The sequence below is a fragment of the Terrirubrum flagellatum genome, from assembly GCF_022059845.1.
Classification (GTDB): domain Bacteria; phylum Pseudomonadota; class Alphaproteobacteria; order Rhizobiales; family Beijerinckiaceae; genus Terrirubrum; species Terrirubrum flagellatum.
Genome location: NZ_CP091851.1, coordinates 5,222,172 through 5,239,633 on the forward strand (window position 1 = coordinate 5,222,172; position 17,462 = coordinate 5,239,633).

The 17,462-nt window shown below is 64.3% G+C and carries 20 protein-coding genes; 8 read left to right on the forward strand and 12 right to left on the reverse strand.

What is annotated here, in order from left to right; genetic code table 11:
* Positions 1-528 precede the first annotated feature (528 nt).
* From L8F45_RS25455 to L8F45_RS25470, 4 genes are all read left to right on the forward strand, one after another.
* A complete protein-coding gene (locus L8F45_RS25455) occupies positions 529-1,659 on the forward strand; it encodes a type III PLP-dependent enzyme (RefSeq protein WP_342360624.1) in 1,131 nt (376 codons plus the stop codon).
* 128 nt (positions 1,660-1,787) lie between these two features.
* A complete protein-coding gene (locus L8F45_RS25460) occupies positions 1,788-2,363 on the forward strand; it encodes a GNAT family N-acetyltransferase (protein WP_342360625.1) in 576 nt (191 codons plus the stop codon).
* Positions 2,364-2,537: 174 nt separating this feature from the next.
* The gene (locus tag L8F45_RS25465) at positions 2,538-3,971 is read left to right on the forward strand and encodes a homospermidine synthase (protein WP_342360626.1); all 1,434 of its coding nucleotides are present in this window, start codon (positions 2,538-2,540) and stop codon (positions 3,969-3,971) included.
* 125 nt (positions 3,972-4,096) lie between these two features.
* Entirely contained in the window at positions 4,097-4,321 is a 225-nt protein-coding gene (locus L8F45_RS25470; protein WP_342360627.1) for a nucleotidyltransferase family protein, read from the forward strand.
* Between the two features lie 112 nt (positions 4,322-4,433).
* On the opposite strand, the gene L8F45_RS25475 is transcribed toward L8F45_RS25470, so the two are convergent.
* From L8F45_RS25475 to L8F45_RS25525, 11 genes are all read right to left on the reverse strand, one after another.
* Positions 4,434-4,724 (reverse strand): hypothetical protein, encoded by a 291-nt coding sequence (locus tag L8F45_RS25475; protein WP_342360628.1) that lies wholly within the window; start codon positions 4,722-4,724, stop codon positions 4,434-4,436.
* A gap of 65 nt (positions 4,725-4,789) precedes the next feature.
* Positions 4,790-5,293 carry a DUF2937 family protein gene (locus L8F45_RS25480; protein WP_342360629.1) on the reverse strand — a complete coding sequence of 168 codons (504 nt, stop codon included), beginning with the start codon at positions 5,291-5,293 and terminating at the stop codon, positions 4,790-4,792.
* A gap of 26 nt (positions 5,294-5,319) precedes the next feature.
* Positions 5,320-5,526, reverse strand: a complete 207-nt coding sequence (locus L8F45_RS25485) for a hypothetical protein (protein ID WP_342360630.1) — start codon at positions 5,524-5,526, stop codon at positions 5,320-5,322.
* A 62-nt stretch (positions 5,527-5,588) separates the two neighbouring features.
* Complete coding sequence (locus L8F45_RS25490) at positions 5,589-6,611, reverse strand: WD40 repeat domain-containing protein (protein ID WP_342360631.1); 1,023 nt, start codon at positions 6,609-6,611, stop codon at positions 5,589-5,591.
* A gap of 60 nt (positions 6,612-6,671) precedes the next feature.
* Positions 6,672-7,634, reverse strand: coding sequence for a CobW family GTP-binding protein (locus L8F45_RS25495; RefSeq protein ID WP_342360632.1), 963 nt, complete (start codon positions 7,632-7,634; stop codon positions 6,672-6,674).
* Positions 7,635-7,784: 150 nt separating this feature from the next.
* Complete coding sequence (locus tag L8F45_RS25500; protein WP_342360633.1) at positions 7,785-8,708, reverse strand: metal ABC transporter substrate-binding protein; 924 nt, start codon at positions 8,706-8,708, stop codon at positions 7,785-7,787.
* A 24-nt stretch (positions 8,709-8,732) separates the two neighbouring features.
* The gene (locus L8F45_RS25505; RefSeq protein ID WP_342360634.1) at positions 8,733-9,599 is read right to left on the reverse strand and encodes a metal ABC transporter permease; all 867 of its coding nucleotides are present in this window, start codon (positions 9,597-9,599) and stop codon (positions 8,733-8,735) included.
* Positions 9,600-9,789: 190 nt separating this feature from the next.
* Entirely contained in the window at positions 9,790-10,533 is a 744-nt protein-coding gene (locus L8F45_RS25510) for a metal ABC transporter ATP-binding protein (protein WP_342360635.1), read from the reverse strand.
* A gap of 4 nt (positions 10,534-10,537) precedes the next feature.
* Entirely contained in the window at positions 10,538-10,681 is a 144-nt protein-coding gene (locus L8F45_RS25515) for a hypothetical protein (RefSeq protein ID WP_342360636.1), read from the reverse strand.
* A gap of 141 nt (positions 10,682-10,822) precedes the next feature.
* Positions 10,823-12,409, reverse strand: a complete 1,587-nt coding sequence (locus tag L8F45_RS25520) for an OpgD/OpgG family glucan biosynthesis protein (protein ID WP_342360637.1) — start codon at positions 12,407-12,409, stop codon at positions 10,823-10,825.
* A 172-nt stretch (positions 12,410-12,581) separates the two neighbouring features.
* Positions 12,582-12,818 carry a hypothetical protein gene (locus L8F45_RS25525; protein ID WP_342360638.1) on the reverse strand — a complete coding sequence of 79 codons (237 nt, stop codon included), beginning with the start codon at positions 12,816-12,818 and terminating at the stop codon, positions 12,582-12,584.
* Between the two features lie 103 nt (positions 12,819-12,921).
* Between L8F45_RS25525 and L8F45_RS25530 the strand changes: the two genes are divergently transcribed.
* Complete coding sequence (locus tag L8F45_RS25530) at positions 12,922-14,514, forward strand: gamma-glutamyltransferase family protein (RefSeq protein ID WP_342360639.1); 1,593 nt, start codon at positions 12,922-12,924, stop codon at positions 14,512-14,514.
* 250 nt (positions 14,515-14,764) lie between these two features.
* Here the strand turns inward: L8F45_RS25530 and L8F45_RS25535 are convergent, their stop codons facing one another.
* A complete protein-coding gene (locus L8F45_RS25535) occupies positions 14,765-15,691 on the reverse strand; it encodes a YiiG family protein (protein WP_342360640.1) in 927 nt (308 codons plus the stop codon).
* Between the two features lie 153 nt (positions 15,692-15,844).
* Between L8F45_RS25535 and nthA the strand changes: the two genes are divergently transcribed.
* From nthA to L8F45_RS25550, 3 genes are read left to right on the forward strand one after another with little or no spacing between them, the layout of a single operon-like run.
* A complete protein-coding gene (nthA, locus tag L8F45_RS25540; protein WP_342360641.1) occupies positions 15,845-16,423 on the forward strand; it encodes a nitrile hydratase subunit alpha in 579 nt (192 codons plus the stop codon).
* Positions 16,420-17,079: a nitrile hydratase subunit beta gene (gene nthB / locus L8F45_RS25545; protein ID WP_342360642.1), complete on the forward strand. Its 660-nt coding sequence runs from the start codon at positions 16,420-16,422 to the stop codon at positions 17,077-17,079. Before nthA ends, nthB begins: the two co-directional genes overlap by 4 nt.
* A complete protein-coding gene (locus tag L8F45_RS25550; protein ID WP_342360643.1) occupies positions 17,066-17,401 on the forward strand; it encodes a nitrile hydratase accessory protein in 336 nt (111 codons plus the stop codon). The genes nthB and L8F45_RS25550 overlap by 14 nt, the downstream gene beginning before the upstream one ends.
* Positions 17,402-17,462 lie beyond the last annotated feature (61 nt).

Genomic DNA, 17,462 nt, shown 5'->3' on the forward strand with positions numbered 1-17,462 from the left:
GATGTTGCGCTGGCGCACCACATGCGACGTCGTGTCCTTGAGCTGGGACAAAAAGCCCTTGCGTGGACGGAACGCTTCCCATATATCGCGCCTGCCCAAATCGCACGTGCCTGTGGCCGCGTGCCGGTCGGTGGACATCCGGACAAGTGGCCGGACGGTCGCCCGGAGCGGGAGCAGATCAGAGGGGTGGATTCCCCCGAGACGACGCTCCCGGCGCGCAAGCGCCGTCTCCGAACCTCGACTGGCAGCCGGAGGCAAAACCGGCGAACCCCGCTCTCCACGGGGGACGCAGCTTAAAGCAACGACGGAGCGGGCTTTTTTGGTCTCAGCCGGGTTCCAAGTCCGGCGAACTAAAGAGGCTTGTCCATCTTGCCTGACGTGCGGACGGGGTCACTCCCTTCCAATCATCGGCAGCATCGTCGGGTGACTTAACCCCGCGGAAGCGTCTCCATCGCGCTCCGTGGCGGGATCGTCGCCCAAGGCTTTGCAGCGGCTTCAATCGAAGGCCGCGACCGTAGGGAGGCGCGCATGACCCAGCGCATCCGGGAATTTCTGCGCACCCGTCGCGAAGACGGCCCTTGCGTCGTCGTCGATCTCGAAGTCGTCCGTGAGAACTATTTCAAGTTCTCGCGCGCGCTGCCTGACACCCGCGTCTTCTACGCGGTGAAGGCCAATCCGGGTCCGGAAATCCTGAAGCTGCTCGCCGATCTCGGCTCCTGCTTCGACTGCGCCTCGGTCGCGGAGATCGAGATGGCGTTCGCCGCCGGCGCGACGGCTGATCGAATCAGCTTCGGCAACACGATCAAGAAGGAGCGCGATGTCGCGCGCGCCTTCGCCATGGGCATCCGCCTGTTCGCCGTCGACTGCGAAGCCGAGGTCGAGAAGATCGCGCGCGTCGCCCAGGGATCGAAGGTGTTCTGCCGCATTCTCTGCGACGGCGCCGGCGCTGACTGGCCGCTGTCGCGCAAATTCGGCTGCGAGCCTGAGATGGCGGTTGGCGTGCTCGAGCATGCGCATCGCAACGGGCTCGAAGCCTATGGCGTGTCGTTCCATGTCGGTTCGCAGCAGGCGAACACGGAGGCGTGGGACAGCGCGCTCGCGTCAGCGGCTGCGATCTTCCGTGAATGCGCCCAACGCGGCATCGGCCTGTCGATGGTCAATCTCGGCGGCGGCTTCCCGACGCGCTATCTCAAGAACGTGCCGGCGGTGAAAGCCTATGGCGAGGGAATCTTCCGCGCGCTGTCGAAGCATTTCGGCAACCGCCTGCCCGAGACGATCATCGAGCCGGGCCGCGGCATGGTCGGCAACGCCGGGATCATCGAATCCGAAGTCGTGCTCGTCTCGAAGAAGAGCGACACGGACGAGGTGCGCTGGGTCTATCTCGACATCGGCAAGTTCGGCGGTCTCGCCGAGACGATGGACGAAGCGATCCGCTATCCCATTCGCACGCCGCATGATGGCGGCAAGACCGCGCCCTGCGTTCTCGCCGGCCCGACCTGCGATTCAGTCGACGTGATGTATGAGAAGACGCCCGTGATGCTGCCGGTGTCGCTCTCGATCGGCGACAAGGTGCTGATCGAGGGAACGGGCGCCTACACCACGACCTATTCGGCTGTGGCGTTCAACGGTTTCCCGCCGCTCCGACAATACGTCATCTGATTTCCGTCGATCTGAACCTCCTGCGTTCAGTCTGAGACTCAAGGCCCGGCGTCGCCGCCGGGCCGACCTCCCGCTCCATCATTTTAAAGTCGACGCCGCCTCGCGAGGCGCGTCGCGAGGGGTCGCACATGATCCGGATCGTTGAAGAAACCTTTGCCGATGTCGGCGCGCGGGAAGCGCTGCTCGATCGCGCCTATGGCGATTCGCGCTTCGCCAAGGTGAGCGAGATTCTGCGCCGCGGCTATCGCCCGGCGGAAGGCCTCGCGCTCATCGCCATGGATGGCGAGGACGTCATCGGCACCGTGCGTCTCTGGAACGTCGCGGCCGGCGGCGTCGAGATGCTGCTACTCGGCCCGCTCGCGGTCGATCCGGCGCGCCAGAGCGAAGGGATTGGCGCAGCGCTCATGCGGCATGCGATCACGCGCGCTCGCGCGCTCGGCCACGGCGCGATCATTCTTGTCGGCGACGCCGCCTATTACGGGCGCTTCGGCTTCTCGACCGGCCTGACCTGGCGTCTTTCAATGCCGGGCCGCGTCGACAGCGAACGCTTCCTCGCGCTCGAATTGCGCAAGGGCGCGCTCTCGAAGGCGGCGGGCGAGATCGTCGCGAGCGGTCGTCCGGCGGTCGAAGCGGACGTCATCCCGTTCGTGATGGCGGGCGCGCCGCGACGGAGCCGAGGCGGGCTTCGATTGAGAGCCGCCTAAGCTTTCAAACAAACCTTTTATCGCCTGCGCCCGCCGCCTCGCGCGGCGGGTTTTCGCGCGTCGTCCGTAAACGGGCGATCCGCGGTTGACGCCGCAAGCCCGATGTCTTGTAGACAAACCGTCACCAGATGCTGGCAGACCCGATCGAAACCAAGAGCCCAACTGGAGGCAGGAATGGCCGAGTGGCCCATCTATCACACCATCACAGGGCCGATCGTCATGATCGGTTTCGGGTCCATCGGCAAAGGCACGCTGCCGCTGATCGAGCGACATTTCAAATATGATCCGAAGCGCTTCGTCGTCATTGACCCCGACGACAGCGACCGCGCGATTCTCGACAAGCATGGCGTCGCCTTCCTGCATCAGGCGGTGACGCGAGAGAATTATCGCGAGCTCCTGAAGCCGCTGCTGACCAAAGGCGGCGGGCAAGGCTTCTGCGTCAATCTTTCTGTCGATACGTCCTCGCTCGCGATCATGGAGTTCTGCCGTGAGATCGGCGCGCTCTATATCGACACTGTCGTTGAGCCGTGGCCGGGATTCTATTTCGACTCGACGCTTGGGCCTGAAGCACGCTCCAACTATGCGCTGCGCGAGACCGTGCTTGAAGCGCGCCGGAAATCGCCGGGCGGTTCGACCGCGATCTCCTGCTGCGGCGCCAATCCCGGCATGGTGTCCTGGTTCGTGAAGCAGGCGCTCGTGAATGTCGCAACCGATCTCGCCATCGACTTCGAGGAGCCCACGACGAAAGAGGGCTGGGCGGAGCTCATGCGCAAGGCCGGCGTGAAGGGGATCCATATCGCCGAGCGCGACACGCAGCGCGCGAAGAAGCCGAAGCCGCGCGATGTTTTCGTCAATACCTGGTCGGTGGAAGGCTTCCTGTCGGAAGGCATGCAGCCGGCCGAGCTCGGCTGGGGCACGCATGAAAAATGGATGCCCGACAACGGCAAGACTCATGCGGCGGGCTGCGGCGCGGCGATCTATCTGCTGCAGCCGGGCGCGAACACGCGCGTGCGCTCCTGGTGCCCGACGCCCGGACCGCAATACGGCTTTCTCGTCACGCACAACGAAGCGATTTCGATCGCCGACTATTTCACCGCGCGCGACGAGAAGGGCGAGGCGATCTATCGTCCGACCTGCCACTACGCCTATCACCCCGCCAACGACGCGGTGCTGTCGCTGCATGAATTGTTCGGCCGCGCCGGCAAGATCCAGGACGAGCATCACATCCTCGCCGAGGACGAGATCGTCGACGGCATCGATGAACTCGGCGTGCTGCTCTACGGCCATGGCAAGAACGCCTACTGGTATGGTTCGCAGCTTTCCGTCGAAGAGACGCGCAAGCTCGCGCCCTATCAGAATGCGACAGCGCTGCAGGTGACGTCGGCGGTGCTCGCCGGCATGGTGTGGGCGCTCGACAACCCCGCGCGCGGCATCACCGAAGCGGACGAGATGGATTATCGCCGCTGCCTCGAAGTGCAGTTGCCCTATCTCGGCCCCGTCATTGGCTCCTACACCGACTGGACGCCGCTGAAGGATCGCCCCGGCTTCTTCCCCGAGGATATCGACGAAAGCGACCCCTGGCAGTTCCGCAATATTCTGGTGAGGTGAAGCGCGAAGCGGGGCTGGTGGCTCCGTTCCGTACTCCATGATAGATTGGAGCCATGCTCTCCGATCAGGTCAGAGAAATCATTGCGGACATAGCCCCCGCTCTTCGCGAGCGGGGCGTGATCGCCATGTATCTTTTTGGTTCGGCCGCAAGAGATGCGGCCGGCGACCAAAGCGATGTCGATCTGTTTCTCGATTATGATCCAGCCGCCCGTTTCAATCTCTTCGATCAGATGAAGATCGAGGAGATGTTGGCGGAGCGTCTCGACCGGAAAGTCGATCTGATGACGCGCGGCGGGCTTCACCCCCTGATCAGGGACAGGGTGATCTCGTCCGCCATTCGCATGCTCTGATGTCGAGGAGGCCGCTGTTCCTTTTCGACATCAAGATCGCGTTTCTTAATCTGAAGCTCAGCAATCGCCGATTGCGACGTCTCGCCGCTAGATGGCCTTGAAGTCCAATAATTTAATTTGAAGGCTGACTTTGTGTTGCGGCGGGAAGGGACGCGATTATTTCTTTCGCATAGCGTCGCATATTCTTTGCCGCCCAAAGCGCCATGAGTATTGCAATAATATACGCGATGGCAGTCATCGCCCAGAGGTCAGAAAAGGCTCGCCCTTCTGCTATCGCTTGCACTACATGACCAAGGTTCTGCATGATTGCTAAGTAGGGGATGAGGACTCCGCCCAGAAGAAGTCCGACACTTAGGTTGTTGTAATAAGTTGCGGTTAGTTTGATTTGCTCAATCTCTGACATTTGGATGGCCGCTCCGCTTATTGATTATATGATCTCTTACAATAAGGGCAGCGGTTCTACAGTTATTAATTCGCTCGCCAGCCCAGCCTTCGGCGCCGCCTGAACATCCGCCCGAAAATCCGCGTCAGTCCCCATCCCGCGAGAAAGCCGCCACCGGCGGCGACCGCGCCTTCCGCCGTTGTCGGCACGGCCGGTTCGAAGTCATCCAGCGTGCGGCGCGCGAGTTCGGAATCGGACTGGCTGATGAAAATGCCAAGGCGCTGGAATGGCCCCGCTTCGCGCAGCGCATCGCGCTCCGCCTCGAGATTTTCAAGCCGGCCAATATGGCCCGCGATGCTTGTCGATTGGCGCTTCTGCAATTCGTCATTGCTCTTCGCCATGCGGTCGAGGGCGTCGCTGCGCGTCAGGCCGGAATTGCGCGCATCGCGCTCGAACGAGCCGACGACGCGGCGCAGTTCATCGATCGCGCCGCCAAGCCGTTGGCGATATTGCTGCGCATATTCCGGAAGCTGCGAGAACAGGATCGCCGTCATGAGGCCGAGCGCCATTCCGAGCGTGCGCGCGAGCATTCGACCTCCCTGCGGCTATGCTCCGCCTATGATATCAAAGCGGCGCGCAATTGTTCCGCGCTCATATCCGCAATCGCGCCATGCGCCTTCACGGCGCGCGTCTTCTTTCCCGGCTCCATGATGAGGATGATGGTTTCAAGCACGGGGCAGGCGGGATCGGCGCATTCGATCTCGTTGATGGAGAGCGCGACATGATCGCCGACGCCGAGCGCCTCGCGGGCGATCGTTTTCATCTTCTCGACTTCGGCGGGATCGCGCCGATCCTTTTTTCCGAAGCCGAAGCGCAGCATTTGAATCAAACCGGCAGCGTGAGCAGCCCGGCCGCGCCCTCGCGCGATCCGAACAGCATGCGACGGCCATTCGCATCCCAGGCGAGCGCGCTGATCGCGCCGCCTTCCTTGCCGGCGGGGCGCACGAGCAATTCCGACGCATCGGTGAGACGACAGAGAAGGATGCAGCCATCGTCATAGCCGGCCGCGACGACAAGCGCCTTGGGATGGAAAGCGACGCTTGTGACTTTCGCCGGCCGCACGCCGCATTCGCGCGGCGGCTTGCCCATCGGCCCCTTCTCGCCCTGGAAGGGCCAGATGATCACGGCGTCGGCGCCGCTGGTCGCGAGCCAGAGACCGTCATGGGACCAACTCATCGAGCGCGTCTTTCCGGGATAGCCCGACATGCGCATGTGCTGCTTCTCGGGAAGGCCCCAGCCATGGAGCTGGTTCTCCTGCATGGATGTGACCACGAAGCGGCCGTTCGGCGACCACATGATGTCGAGATGCGAGCCCTTCCATTCCAGCAGATCGGGCTTCGCGTCGGTGTTGGGAAACCAGAGCGAGGCGCCATTGTTGTGCGCGACGCCGAGGCGATAGCCCTTCGGCGCGAAGACGAGACCGCGCACGGAAGAGGGTGGCGCCCATTGCTTGATCTTGCCCTTGCCGTCGCGCGCCTTCACCGAGCGGCCGGCCGACCAGGCGATCGCGCCGTCGCCATTCGTCGCGACCGCGTCGATCCATTTGCTTTTTTCGTCGGCGATTTCGTTCGCTTCGCCTTTCGCTGACGTCGCGACGACGCGGCCATCATCGCCGCCTGTCACCAGCGACTTTCCATCGCTCGCAAAGCTCAGCAGACCGGCGTCGGGATGGGCCGCGACATCTGATATCGCGCCTTCCGCGTCGCGCAGCAGCACGCGGCCGTCAGCCAGCGCAAGCGCGCCGACATCGCCGAGAAAGGCCGCGCCGACGACATGCGCGCTGGCCTCGATGGCCTCGACGTTCTTCGTCAGCGATTCAGGCGGGCGCGTGGGAATGGTGGTGGACATAGCGCGCTACTACACATGCCGCGTCGCGCGAGGCAACGCGGCCAGACGGATCTGCGGCGCCTAAGCCGCCGTCGCCATGAAGCCGTCCTCGATCGCCTTGCGGTCGAGCTTGCGGCCGATGAACACGATCTTCGATTCCCGCGTTTCCTCCGGCTTCCAGTCGCGCTGGAGGTCGCCGTCGAGAATCATATGCACGCCCTGGAAGACGAAGCGCTTCGGCTCGTTCTTGAAGGCGAGGATGCCCTTGCAGCGCAGGATGTTCGGGCCTTCGCGTTGGGTCAGATCCTGAACCCAGGGCATGAACTTCTCGGGATCAACGTCGCCTTGAATGCGGAAGGAGACCGACTGCATCTCCTCGTCGTGATGATGGTGATGGCCTTCCTCAAGAAAGTCCGGCTCGATGTCGAGGATGCGGTCGAGATCGAAGGCGTTGCGATCCATCACATCGGCGATAGAGACTGAAGCGCGCTGCGTCCGATGCAATTTCGCATAAGGATTGATGGCGCGGATCTGCGCCTCGACGTCCTTCAATTCGGCTTCGGAGACGAGGTCGGTCTTGTTGAGAATCAGCACGTCGGCGAAGGCGATCTGGTTCTTCGCCTCCGGCGCGTCTTTCAGACGATCCTTCAGCCATTTCGCGTCGACGACGGTCACCACGGCGTCGAGACGCGTCATGTCCTGCACGTCCTGATCGACGAAGAAGGTCTGCGCCACAGGCGCAGGATCGGCGAGGCCGGTCGTTTCGACGATGATCGCGTCGAACTTGCCCTTGCGCTTCATCAGCCCCTCGATGATGCGGATCAGGTCGCCGCGCACCGTGCAGCAGATGCAGCCATTGTTCATCTCGAACACTTCTTCGTCGGCGTCGACGACGAGGTCGTTGTCGATGCCGATCTCGCCGAATTCATTGACGATGACGGCGAATTTCTTCCCGTGCGGCTCGGTGAGGATGCGGTTGAGGAGCGTCGTCTTGCCGGCGCCGAGATAGCCGGTGAGCACGGTGACGGGAATTTTTTCGGACATTGCGTCGGTCTCCGCTGCGCGCCGTCTCCCAGAACTGTCATGGCCGGGCTTGACCCGGCCATCCACGCTTCGATCCTGAAGACTGGATCGCCGGGTCAGGCCCGGCGATGACGGCAAGGGAGGCGCAAATTCTTCGCCCCTCAAATGGCCTCACGCGCCGCCGGGCGCAAGCGCCGACACGAACTCCCTGATGTTGTTGCGCATCAGGTCGACATAGGTGCCAGCGGGGCCGTCCGGAGGCGACAGGGCGTCGGAGAACAGCGAGCCGCCGATCTTCGCGCCGGTCTCGCGGGCGATCTGCTCGGCGAGGCGCTTGTCCTGGATGTTCTCCATGAACACGGCCGGGATTTTCTCCGCCTTCACCTGCCGGATGATGCGCGCGACATCCTTCGCCGACGCCTCGGCCTCGGTTGAGACGCCCTTCGGCGCGATGAACTGCATGCCATAAGCCTTGCCGAAATAGCCGAAGGCGTCGTGCGAGGTGATGATCTTGCGGTTGGCGGCGGGAATCTTCGCGATAGCCGCCTTCACGTCAGTTTCGAGGCCGTCGAGCGTCTTGAGATAGGCTGTGGCGTTCGCCTCGTAGGTCGCCTTGCCCTGGGGATCGGCGGCGGCGAGCCCGTCGCGGATATTCGCGACATAGAGCTTCACATTGCCGATGTCCTGGAAGGCGTGCGGATCATAGCCGCCGTGATCGTGGTCATGGTCATGATCATCCTTGGCCTGAAGCGGCTTCACGCCCTTGGTCGCGACGATGAGCGCCGCCTTCGAGCCCGAGGATTTCACCAGCCGGTCCATCCAGCCCTCGAATTTCAGGCCATTGACGAAGACGAGTTTGGCGTCGGCGAGCGATTTCGCGTCCGCCGGGGTTGGCGAATAGACATGGGTGTCGCCGTTAGGGCCGACGAGCGTCGTGATGTCGAGCCGTTCGCCCCCAACCTGCTTCACGAGGTCGCCGAGGATCGAGAAGCTGGCGACCACTTTCAGTTTTTCGGCCTGCGCCAGCGCCGGTCCCGCCGCGGCGGTCAAAGCGAGGCCAATTGCAGATGCTATAACATAACGTCTTGAGGGCATCGGGCGGTCTCCGGTGGGAACAGATCAGGCGGCGTAGTGCCGGCGGGGAACGAGATTGCTGAGGATGCCGCCGGCGGGGCCGACCGCCAGCGACACGGCATAGACCGCGCCGGCCCAGAGGATGATCGCGGGGCCGGCCGGCAGGCTGAAATGATAGGACGTCAGCAGGCCGCCGACGCTGGACATAACGCCCGTCAGCATGGCGACGCCGATCATGATCGTGATGTCGGCGCTCCAGAGACGCGCGGTCGCGGCCGGCAGCATCATCACGCCGACAGCGAGCAGCGTGCCGAGCGCATGGAAGCCGCCGACGAGATTGAGCACGACGAGGCCGAGGAAGGAGAGATGCGCATAGGGGCCGGCGCGGCTGACCGAGCGCAGGAATCCGGGATCAACGCATTCGAGCGTCAGCGGGCGATAGAGCAGGGCGAGCGCGGCCAGCGTCACGCTGGAAATGCCGGCGAGAAGGAACAGCGCGTCATCATCGAGCGCGAGCACGCTGCCGAACAGCACATGCAGGAGATCGATGTTCGATCCCTTGGCCGAGACGAGCGTCACGCCAAGCGCAAGCGAGACGAGATAGAAGGCCGCCATGGTCGCGTCCTCGCGCAGGCTCGTGGCGCGCGACACGATGCCGGCGAGAATCGCGACCGCCATGCCCGCTGCGAGACCGCCAAGCGTCATCGCAGTGAGCGAGAGGCCGGCGAAGAGATAGCCCACAGCCGCGCCGGGAAGAATCGCATGCGCCATCGCGTCGCCGGTGAGGCTCATGCGGCGCAGCATGAGGAACACGCCAATCGGCGCGCCTGAGAGAGCAAGCGCGATCGCGCCGACAAGCGCGCGGCGCATGAAGGCGAATTCAATGAAGGGGGAGATCAGCGCGTCATACATCGTTCGTCGAGCGCCGCAGAACCAAAGAAGTCGTCATCCCGGACGCAGCGCAGCGTGAAACGATGCGCTGCTGATCCGGGACCGCGCGCCGATGGAGGCTCTTCCTGCAAAAGGTCCCGCGTCTGCACCGCATCGTTTCACGCTGCGGCGCGCGCGGGATGACGAACGCGTTGAAGGCGAACATCTCGAGTCACGCCGCCCCGCGTTCGCAGAACGGCGCGTCGCGATCATAGGCTTCGATCATGCGACGGGCTTTCAGCAGATTTTCAGGAGTCAGCACCTTGTCGGTCGCGCCCCATTCGATCGGCTCGCGCGCGATCAGCAGCGTTTCGGGAAAAGCGCGGCGCACGACATCGAGATCATGCAGTACGGCGACGACCGTGCGCTCCTCGTGATGCCAGCGGCGCACGAGATCGAGGAGATCGGCGGCGGTCTTCTCGTCGATCGCGGTGAAGGGCTCATCGAGCAGGATGATGCGCGCATCCTGCAGCAGCAGGCGGGCAAAGAGCGCGCGCTGCATCTGGCCGCCGGAGAGCGCGCCGATCGGCCGCTTTTCGAAGCCGGTCAAACCAACCGCGCCGATCGCTTCATCGATCCTGGTGCGCGCCGCGCGGCCGACGCCGCCGAATGAGCCGCAACGCGCCCACAGGCCCATGGCGACGAGATCATAAACGGGCAGCGGGAAGGAGCGGTCGACATCGGCCGCCTGCGGCAGCCAGGCGACGCCATCCCTGATGTCGGCGCTGAGTTCGATCTTGCCCTCGAGCGGCTTCAGCCCGCCGACCACGCCCTTGAGCAAAGTCGATTTGCCGGCGCCGTTCGGACCGACGATTGCGGTGAGCGAACCTTGCGCGATCGCGCCGCGCAGGTGATGCACGGCGGCGCGCCTGCCATAGCCGAGGGTGAGATTGTCGAAGCGGATCGCGGCGGTCATGGGATCACCTGATCGCCCAGGCGACCGCCGCCCAGAGCGCCGCAATGGCGACGCCGGCGCCCGCCAGCCGCTCCCAGGCGGCGAGCCTGAGGAGAGATAAGGTCGGCTGCTGCGCGATGGCGCGACGAGGTTCGGGGCCGGTCTGCATTTGTTACTATATAACAGAAGCAGCCCCGGCCCGCCAAGGCTTCCAGATCGATCCTGCAGAGGCGAAAGGCCGCAGAGGCGTGGGGTAGCAGCGGTCTAGGAATTTCGTCTCAGCGGGCCGCCAGGGCCCGGCAAACGGCCATCAGAAGGGATGGTATTGGTAGAGCCAGCTCTCGGTCAGGACCTCGGCTCCGGTTCTCAGAAACAGTCGCATCTCGACCGGTTCGTGCCCGTCGACGGTCAAGTCGAACTGGGCCCGCCAGTGGCCCGGCACGTCATTCGGCACCGCCTCGGTGAAGACGTAGGAGAAGGTCCCGCGCGAGGCCCACAGCACGGCCTCGGGCTTCACGCCGAAGGGAATGTGTTCGAGCGGGCCGCCCTTGAACTCGACCATGAATTTCCTGACGCCCTTTGGCCGGGGCAGGCCGGGCTGGCCGCCATTGCCGAGGCGCGTCGCGACGCAGCGCGCCAAGGGCGTCGGATAGGGTTCGTCCGCGAGCCAGTGCAGCCGGTAATGCAGATGAGCAGACGAGCCCGCCTGCGTCGGCTCCGCCGGCTGCCAGAGCGCGACGATGTTGTCGTGAATCTCATCGTCGGTCGGAATTTCGATGAGCTGCACCGCGCCGCGGCCCCAGTCGCCGATCGGCTCCACCCAGAGGCTCGGGCGACGCTCATAGGCGACGCCGTCGAGATAATGATCGACGGCGCGATCACGCTGCAGAAGTCCGAAGCCGCGCGGATTCACGTCGGCGAAAGACGACGCCATGGTGCGCGGCGGATTATTGAGCGGGCGCCAGATGCGCTCGCCTGCGCCGGTCCAGAGCGCGAGCCCGTCGCTGTCATGCACTTCGGGACGCCAGTCGACGGCGGTCGATTTTACCGTCTCGGAATACCAGAACATCGATGTCAGCGGCGCCAAGCCGAAGCGCGCGACAGGCTTGCGCAGAAACAGATGTTTCTCGATGTCCATGACGACGCCCTTGCCGCGCGTCATGATGAATTTGTATGCGCCGGCGAGGCTTGGCCCATTGAGCAAGGCATAGACGACTGCTTCGGCGCCATCGTCCTTCGGCGTCTCGATATAGACATGCGTGAAATCAGGAAATTCCTCGGCTGCGCCGCCAATCGCGGGATCGATGGCGACGCCGCGCGCGGAGAGGCCATACTGGAAGAGCTCGCCGATGGCGCGGAAATAGGACGCGCCGAGAAACGCGACCCAGTCGTTCTTCGCCCAGTCGAGCGGCTTGCCTTCGCGGCCGATCGTTGCGTTGTCGCGGCTCTCCTGGAAGCGGAAGCCGGCGAAGCCCGCATTGGCAGGCAATTTCCGCGCGATGGAATCCGCGGGCATATCGAAGAGGTCGGCGCTGTAGAGCAGCTCGCGCGCCTGACCCCCTTCGACCTGATGCATGCGCACCGGCTTCTGAAAATACTGGCCGAGATGGAAGAAGGTGACGGGATAGCGGCCGGGCCCCTTGGCGAACAGCGCCATCGAAGGCTTGTAGCGGATCTTGCCGTGGGTCTCGTAGTCGATCTTGCGCAGGATGTCGGCGGCGAGCGCCGGCGGCGCCTCGTAAGGCTTCTTCGCGAGATCGCGGGCATGGGCCTGCAACGCCTCGAACGAGAAGGCCTGACCGGGACCGAAGGCGAGCTTGGCGTCCGGCTGCGCCTCAACGGCGGCGGGAAGCGTCATCAGGGCGGTCGCGCCAAGGAGGGTTCGTCGATCGATCATCGCGAGATGCAAGGGGCCAAGGGGCGCGGAAACTGGTGGCGGATGGGCGGGCTGTCAATTCGGGGCGGCCGCAGAACAACACCAACAGAGCGAAATCGTTCTTTTTGCGACGCGGCCGCAGCCTCCGGCGGCGGGGCGACCGGGGTCGTGAAACAGCGCCGACAGCGCCGACTCAGTGCTTGATCGGTTCGACCGAGAGCGCGCGGCGGGCGAAGATGTAGAGGCCGTAGGCCGCGATCAGGCAGAAAACAGCCATCAGCACATGGCCGACGAGATCGCCAAGCTGGAACAGACCGGCGGTGGCCCAGCCGGCGGCGAGCGCCGCGCCGAACAGCTCGACGCCGACGAGCACGAGAATGCTGACGATCGTGATCAGGCTGCGGACGTGAATCGTGCCTTGCTTCGCCATGGTCCCTTGAGGCCGCGTTGTTTTCGCCGGGAACGCCCTATAACGGGGGAGGCGGCCCGGCAAGCCGGCCGGAACGTCAAGCCTAACGCGTCCGAGATCATCAGTGCCCGAGACCCCCGTCTTTTCCAAAGCGGCCATCGCCGCGCCCCACTCGCTGGCTTCCGAGGCCGGCCGCGCGGTGCTGGCGGAAGGCGGCAATGCGATCGAGGCCATGGTCGCGATGGCTGCGACGATCGCCGTCGTCTATCCCCACATGAACGCGATCGGCGGCGACGGCTTCTGGCTCATTCACGAACCCGGTGGGCGCGTGCGGGCGATCGAGGCCTGCGGCTTCGCAGGTAGCCGCGCCACGATCGAGCGCTACCGCGCGTTCGGCTATGAGGCGATCCCGCCGCGCGGGCCGCATGCGGCGTTGACCGTTCCCGGCGCGATCGGTGGCTGGGCCGCCGCGCTTTCGTTGGCGAAGGAGCATGGCGGGCGCCTGCCGCTTTCGATCCTGCTTGGCGACGCCATTCGCCATGGACGTGAAGGCTATGTCGTCTCCGCGAGCGAAGGCCGCGACGAGGCGAAGGAGATCGCGCTGATCAAACAGGCGCCGGGTTTTCTTGAAACTTATTATTTCAATGGCGAGCGGCCGAAGGGAGGCGAAAAGCGCAAGGTCGAGCCGTTGGCGGCCACGCTCGATCATCTCGCGCAAGCGGGCCTCGATGATTTCTATCGCGGCGATGTCGGGCGCGAGATCGCGGCGGATTGCGAGCGCATCGGCAGCCCGGTGACGCGCGCCGATCTCGAACGCTACCGCGCCGCGTTGCGCGATCCGCTGTCGCTCAAGATCAAGGGCGCGACGCTCTACAATTGCCCACCGCCGACGCAAGGGATCGCGTCGCTCGTGATCCTCGGCCTGTTCGCGCGCCTGAATGTGCGCGAGGCCGACGGCTTCGACTATTTCCACGGCCTTGTCGAATCGACGAAGCGCGGCCTGCGCCTGCGCGATCAGATCGTCACCGATTTCGATCGCCTGAAGCGCAATCCCGCCGATTTTCTCTCCGCAGCATGGCTCGACAAGCAGGCGGCGCAGATTTCGATGACGTCATCAGCGCCGTTTCCGATGCCGCCGGATCGCGGCGATACGGTGTGGATGGGCGCGATCGATGGAAACGGCCTCGCCGTGTCCTACATCCAGTCGGTCTACTGGGAATATGGCTCGGGCTGCGTGCTGCCGAAAACCGGCGTGCTCCTGCAGAATCGCGGCGCGGCGTTTTCGCTCGATGCGAACGCGCTCAATCCGCTTGAGCCCGGACGGCGGCCGATCCACACGCTCAATCCGCCGCTCGCGGTGATGGATGACGGGCGCGTCTGCGTTTATGGCGCGATGGGCGGCGACGGGCAGCCGCAATTCCAGGCGCAGGTGTTTTCGCGCTGGGCGATGTATGGCCGTTCGCCGGCGGAAGCGGTCGACGCGCCGCGCTATCTCCTCGGCAAGACCTGGGGCTCGGCCAATCTCTCGCTGAAGCTGGAATCGCGCGTCGATGAAAATGTCGCGCGGAGGCTGGAATCAGTCGGGCAGATCGTCGAGAGGAGAGCAGAGCCCTACGCCGATGATTTCGGCCATGCCGGCATGGTGGTGAAGCATGCGAAGGGGCATGTGGAAGCCGTGCATGATCCACGCTCGGATGGCGGCGGCGCGGGGATATAGCGCGAGTTATTGCGCTCGTTCTCGCCTTCGCAAAGCCTTCGGCTTGCTTCGGCGTCGCAAGTCGCTCGCGATTCTTTCGCTGGGCCCCGGACACGGTTCCGCTTCACTTCGTTTCGCTTCACCGTTCCGGGGACGATGACAGCTTCATTGTGTCAGATTGATGCTCTCTCCGTCCCCGGATTCAAGCAGCGAGGCGACAAGCCGAGCGGAATGAAGTCCGGGGCCCAGCAAAAAACTTCGCGAAGCGACCTTATTTGTTGAACGTCGTCGCGCTGCTCGCTGACGAGATCATCATGTTGTAGTCGTTCACCAGCCAGGTGAGATCGTTCGACACGTTGGCGCGGCGCGCGTCGCCCTTAGAGCGATCGAGCTTCTGGCGGAATTCGCGCAGCTTTCCGAGATAGGAGCGCGGCTGGGATTCGAACACGAAGAACTGGTTCGGATTGGCCTGCGAATATTCGTCCATGCCCTTCACCGCCGCGCTGTAGGCGGCGAGCGCCTTGTCGAAGACGGGGAGATCGACGACGGGATTCGCATTCGTCGGCAGCAGGTCGACCATCTGGCGCGCATAGATCATCACGTTGCGCACATGCCAGCGCGCTCGTTTGCCGTCGCGCGCCTCGATGTCGGCGAGCTCGCGGCGATCGAGATCGGCCTTGATCGCAGCCATCTCGCGATCGAGTTCGCCGCGCGCGACAATGAAAGTTTCGGCCGCGGGCGCCATCTTGGCGTGGATCTCTTTGCCCTCCGCCATCTTGTCGGCCATGTAATCCTTGCGCTCGTAATAACCTTCCGCGCGCGCGATGAGCGGCGCGAGATTGTTGTAGGCGTCGATATAGCGATTCATCGCCGCATCGAGCGACGGCAGCGACGGCGGCTGTTCGGCGGCGGCCTTCGCCTTGGCGATCTCGTCGCGCACGTCATAGAGGCTGTAGAGGCCGTAGATGATGCGTTCGCGTCCGGTCGGGCCGGTCTTCACATTGACCCAGCTCGTATAGCGGTTCCAGGAATCGACGGCGCGCAGCGTGCGATTCATCAGGCCGATATAGGCGTTGTTCTTGCGGATCAGCGCCTGCAGATCGCTGTCCTGGGGTTTCGGCGCGGGCTGCTGCGCCGACGCGGCCAAAGGCGCGAGCGCGCACAGAACGATGAATGCGAGCCTCGTCACTCCGCGCATGGGCGCCTCTCCCGTCAGCGAGAAGGGATGCCGCCTTGTCGCGACCGCAGCCCGTGATAGGCTGTGCGCTGTCGCACATCCACGGTTCACTCTGACATGGCTTCAGCCTGTTGCGCCACGGGCGGCGGTCCCGCCGCTGCTGATGATGACACTATGACGCGGCGCGTGCGCGCGATCGAAAGCCTGCTCGTCGAGAAAGGCTATGTCGATCCGACCGCGCTCGACGCGATCATCGACACCTACGAGCATCGCGTCGGACCGCGCAATGGCGCGCGCGTCGTCGCCCGCGCCTGGACGGACTCCGGCTATCGCCATCGTCTCTTCACCGATGCGACAAGCGCGATCGCGGAGCTCGGTTATAGCGGCCGGCAGGGCGAGCATATGGTCGCGGTCGCGAACGCGTCCGACGTGCATCATCTCGTCGTCTGCACCCTCTGCTCCTGTTATCCTTGGTCGGTGCTTGGCCTGCCGCCGGTCTGGTACAAGGCGGCGCCCTATCGTTCGCGCGCCGTCATGGACCCGCGCGGCGTGCTCGCCGAATTCGGCGTTACGCTGCCAAAGGACACGCAGATCCGTGTGTGGGATTCGACGGCGGAGCTGCGCTATCTCGTGATCCCGATGCGGCCTCAGGGAACCGAAGGCTGGAGCGAGGAGAAGCTCGCCTCGCTCGTCACGCGCGACAGCATGATCGGCACCGGGCTCGCGCTTTCGCCTGAGAAGGTCGCGGCATGAACGGCGCGCAGGATCTTGGCGGGATGATGGGCTTCGGCCCCGTCGCTCCGGAAAAGGACGAGCCCTATTTCCACGCGGAATGGGAGAAGCGCGCCATGGCCGCCGTCATCGCCATGGGCGCGACCGGGCAATGGACGATCGACGCCAGCCGCCATGCGCGCGAGACGCTGCATCCGACCGAATATCTCGCGAAGAGCTATTACGACGTCTGGATCACCGCCTTGGAGCGGCTGATGGCGGAGCGCGGTCTCGCGACATCTGAGGAAATCGCAAAGGGCGCGATGAACCAGCCTGCGAAGTCCGTAGCGCGCGTTCTTAAAGGCCGCGACGTCGCGGCGGCGCTGGCGAAGGGGACGTCCTGCGCGCGCGAAATCGCCACGCCGGCGCGATTCAAGGTCGGTGATCGCGTGCGCACGATCGTCGAGAATCCCGCGCATCACACGCGCCTGCCGCGCTACGCCCGCGGCAAGACAGGCGTGATCGAGATGGCGCACGGCGCCTATGTTTTCCCCGACACGAATGCGCATGGCGGCGGCGAGCAGCCGCAGCATGTCTATTCCGTCGCCTTCACCGGACCCGAATTGTGGGGCCGCGGCGCCGATCCTGATGTGGTCACGTCGATCGACGCGTGGGAATCCTATCTTGAGCCCGCCTGAGGAGCCGCAGTTCCGCGCGCCGTGGGAGGCGCAGGCGTTCGCGATCGTCGAGCATCTCAAGCAGCGCGGGCTGATTTCAGCGCAGGAATGGGCGAATGCGCTCGGCGCCGCGATCCGCGCGGCGCAGGCCAAAGGCGATCCCGACACCGGCGAGACCTATTATCGTCACTGGCTCGCGGCGCTGGAGACGATCCTGCACGAGAAGAATCTCACGAGCTATGTCGCGGTGGAGGCGCGCGACGCGTCGCTCGCCGCGGCGCCGGAGCATGGGAGATCGAGTGGCGCTCCGCCGTCCCCGGAACGGTGCAGCGAAACGAAGTGAAGCGGCCCGGCTACGCCGTAGCGAAGCCGCTACGGCTTCGCCGAGGCGAGAACCGTGTCCG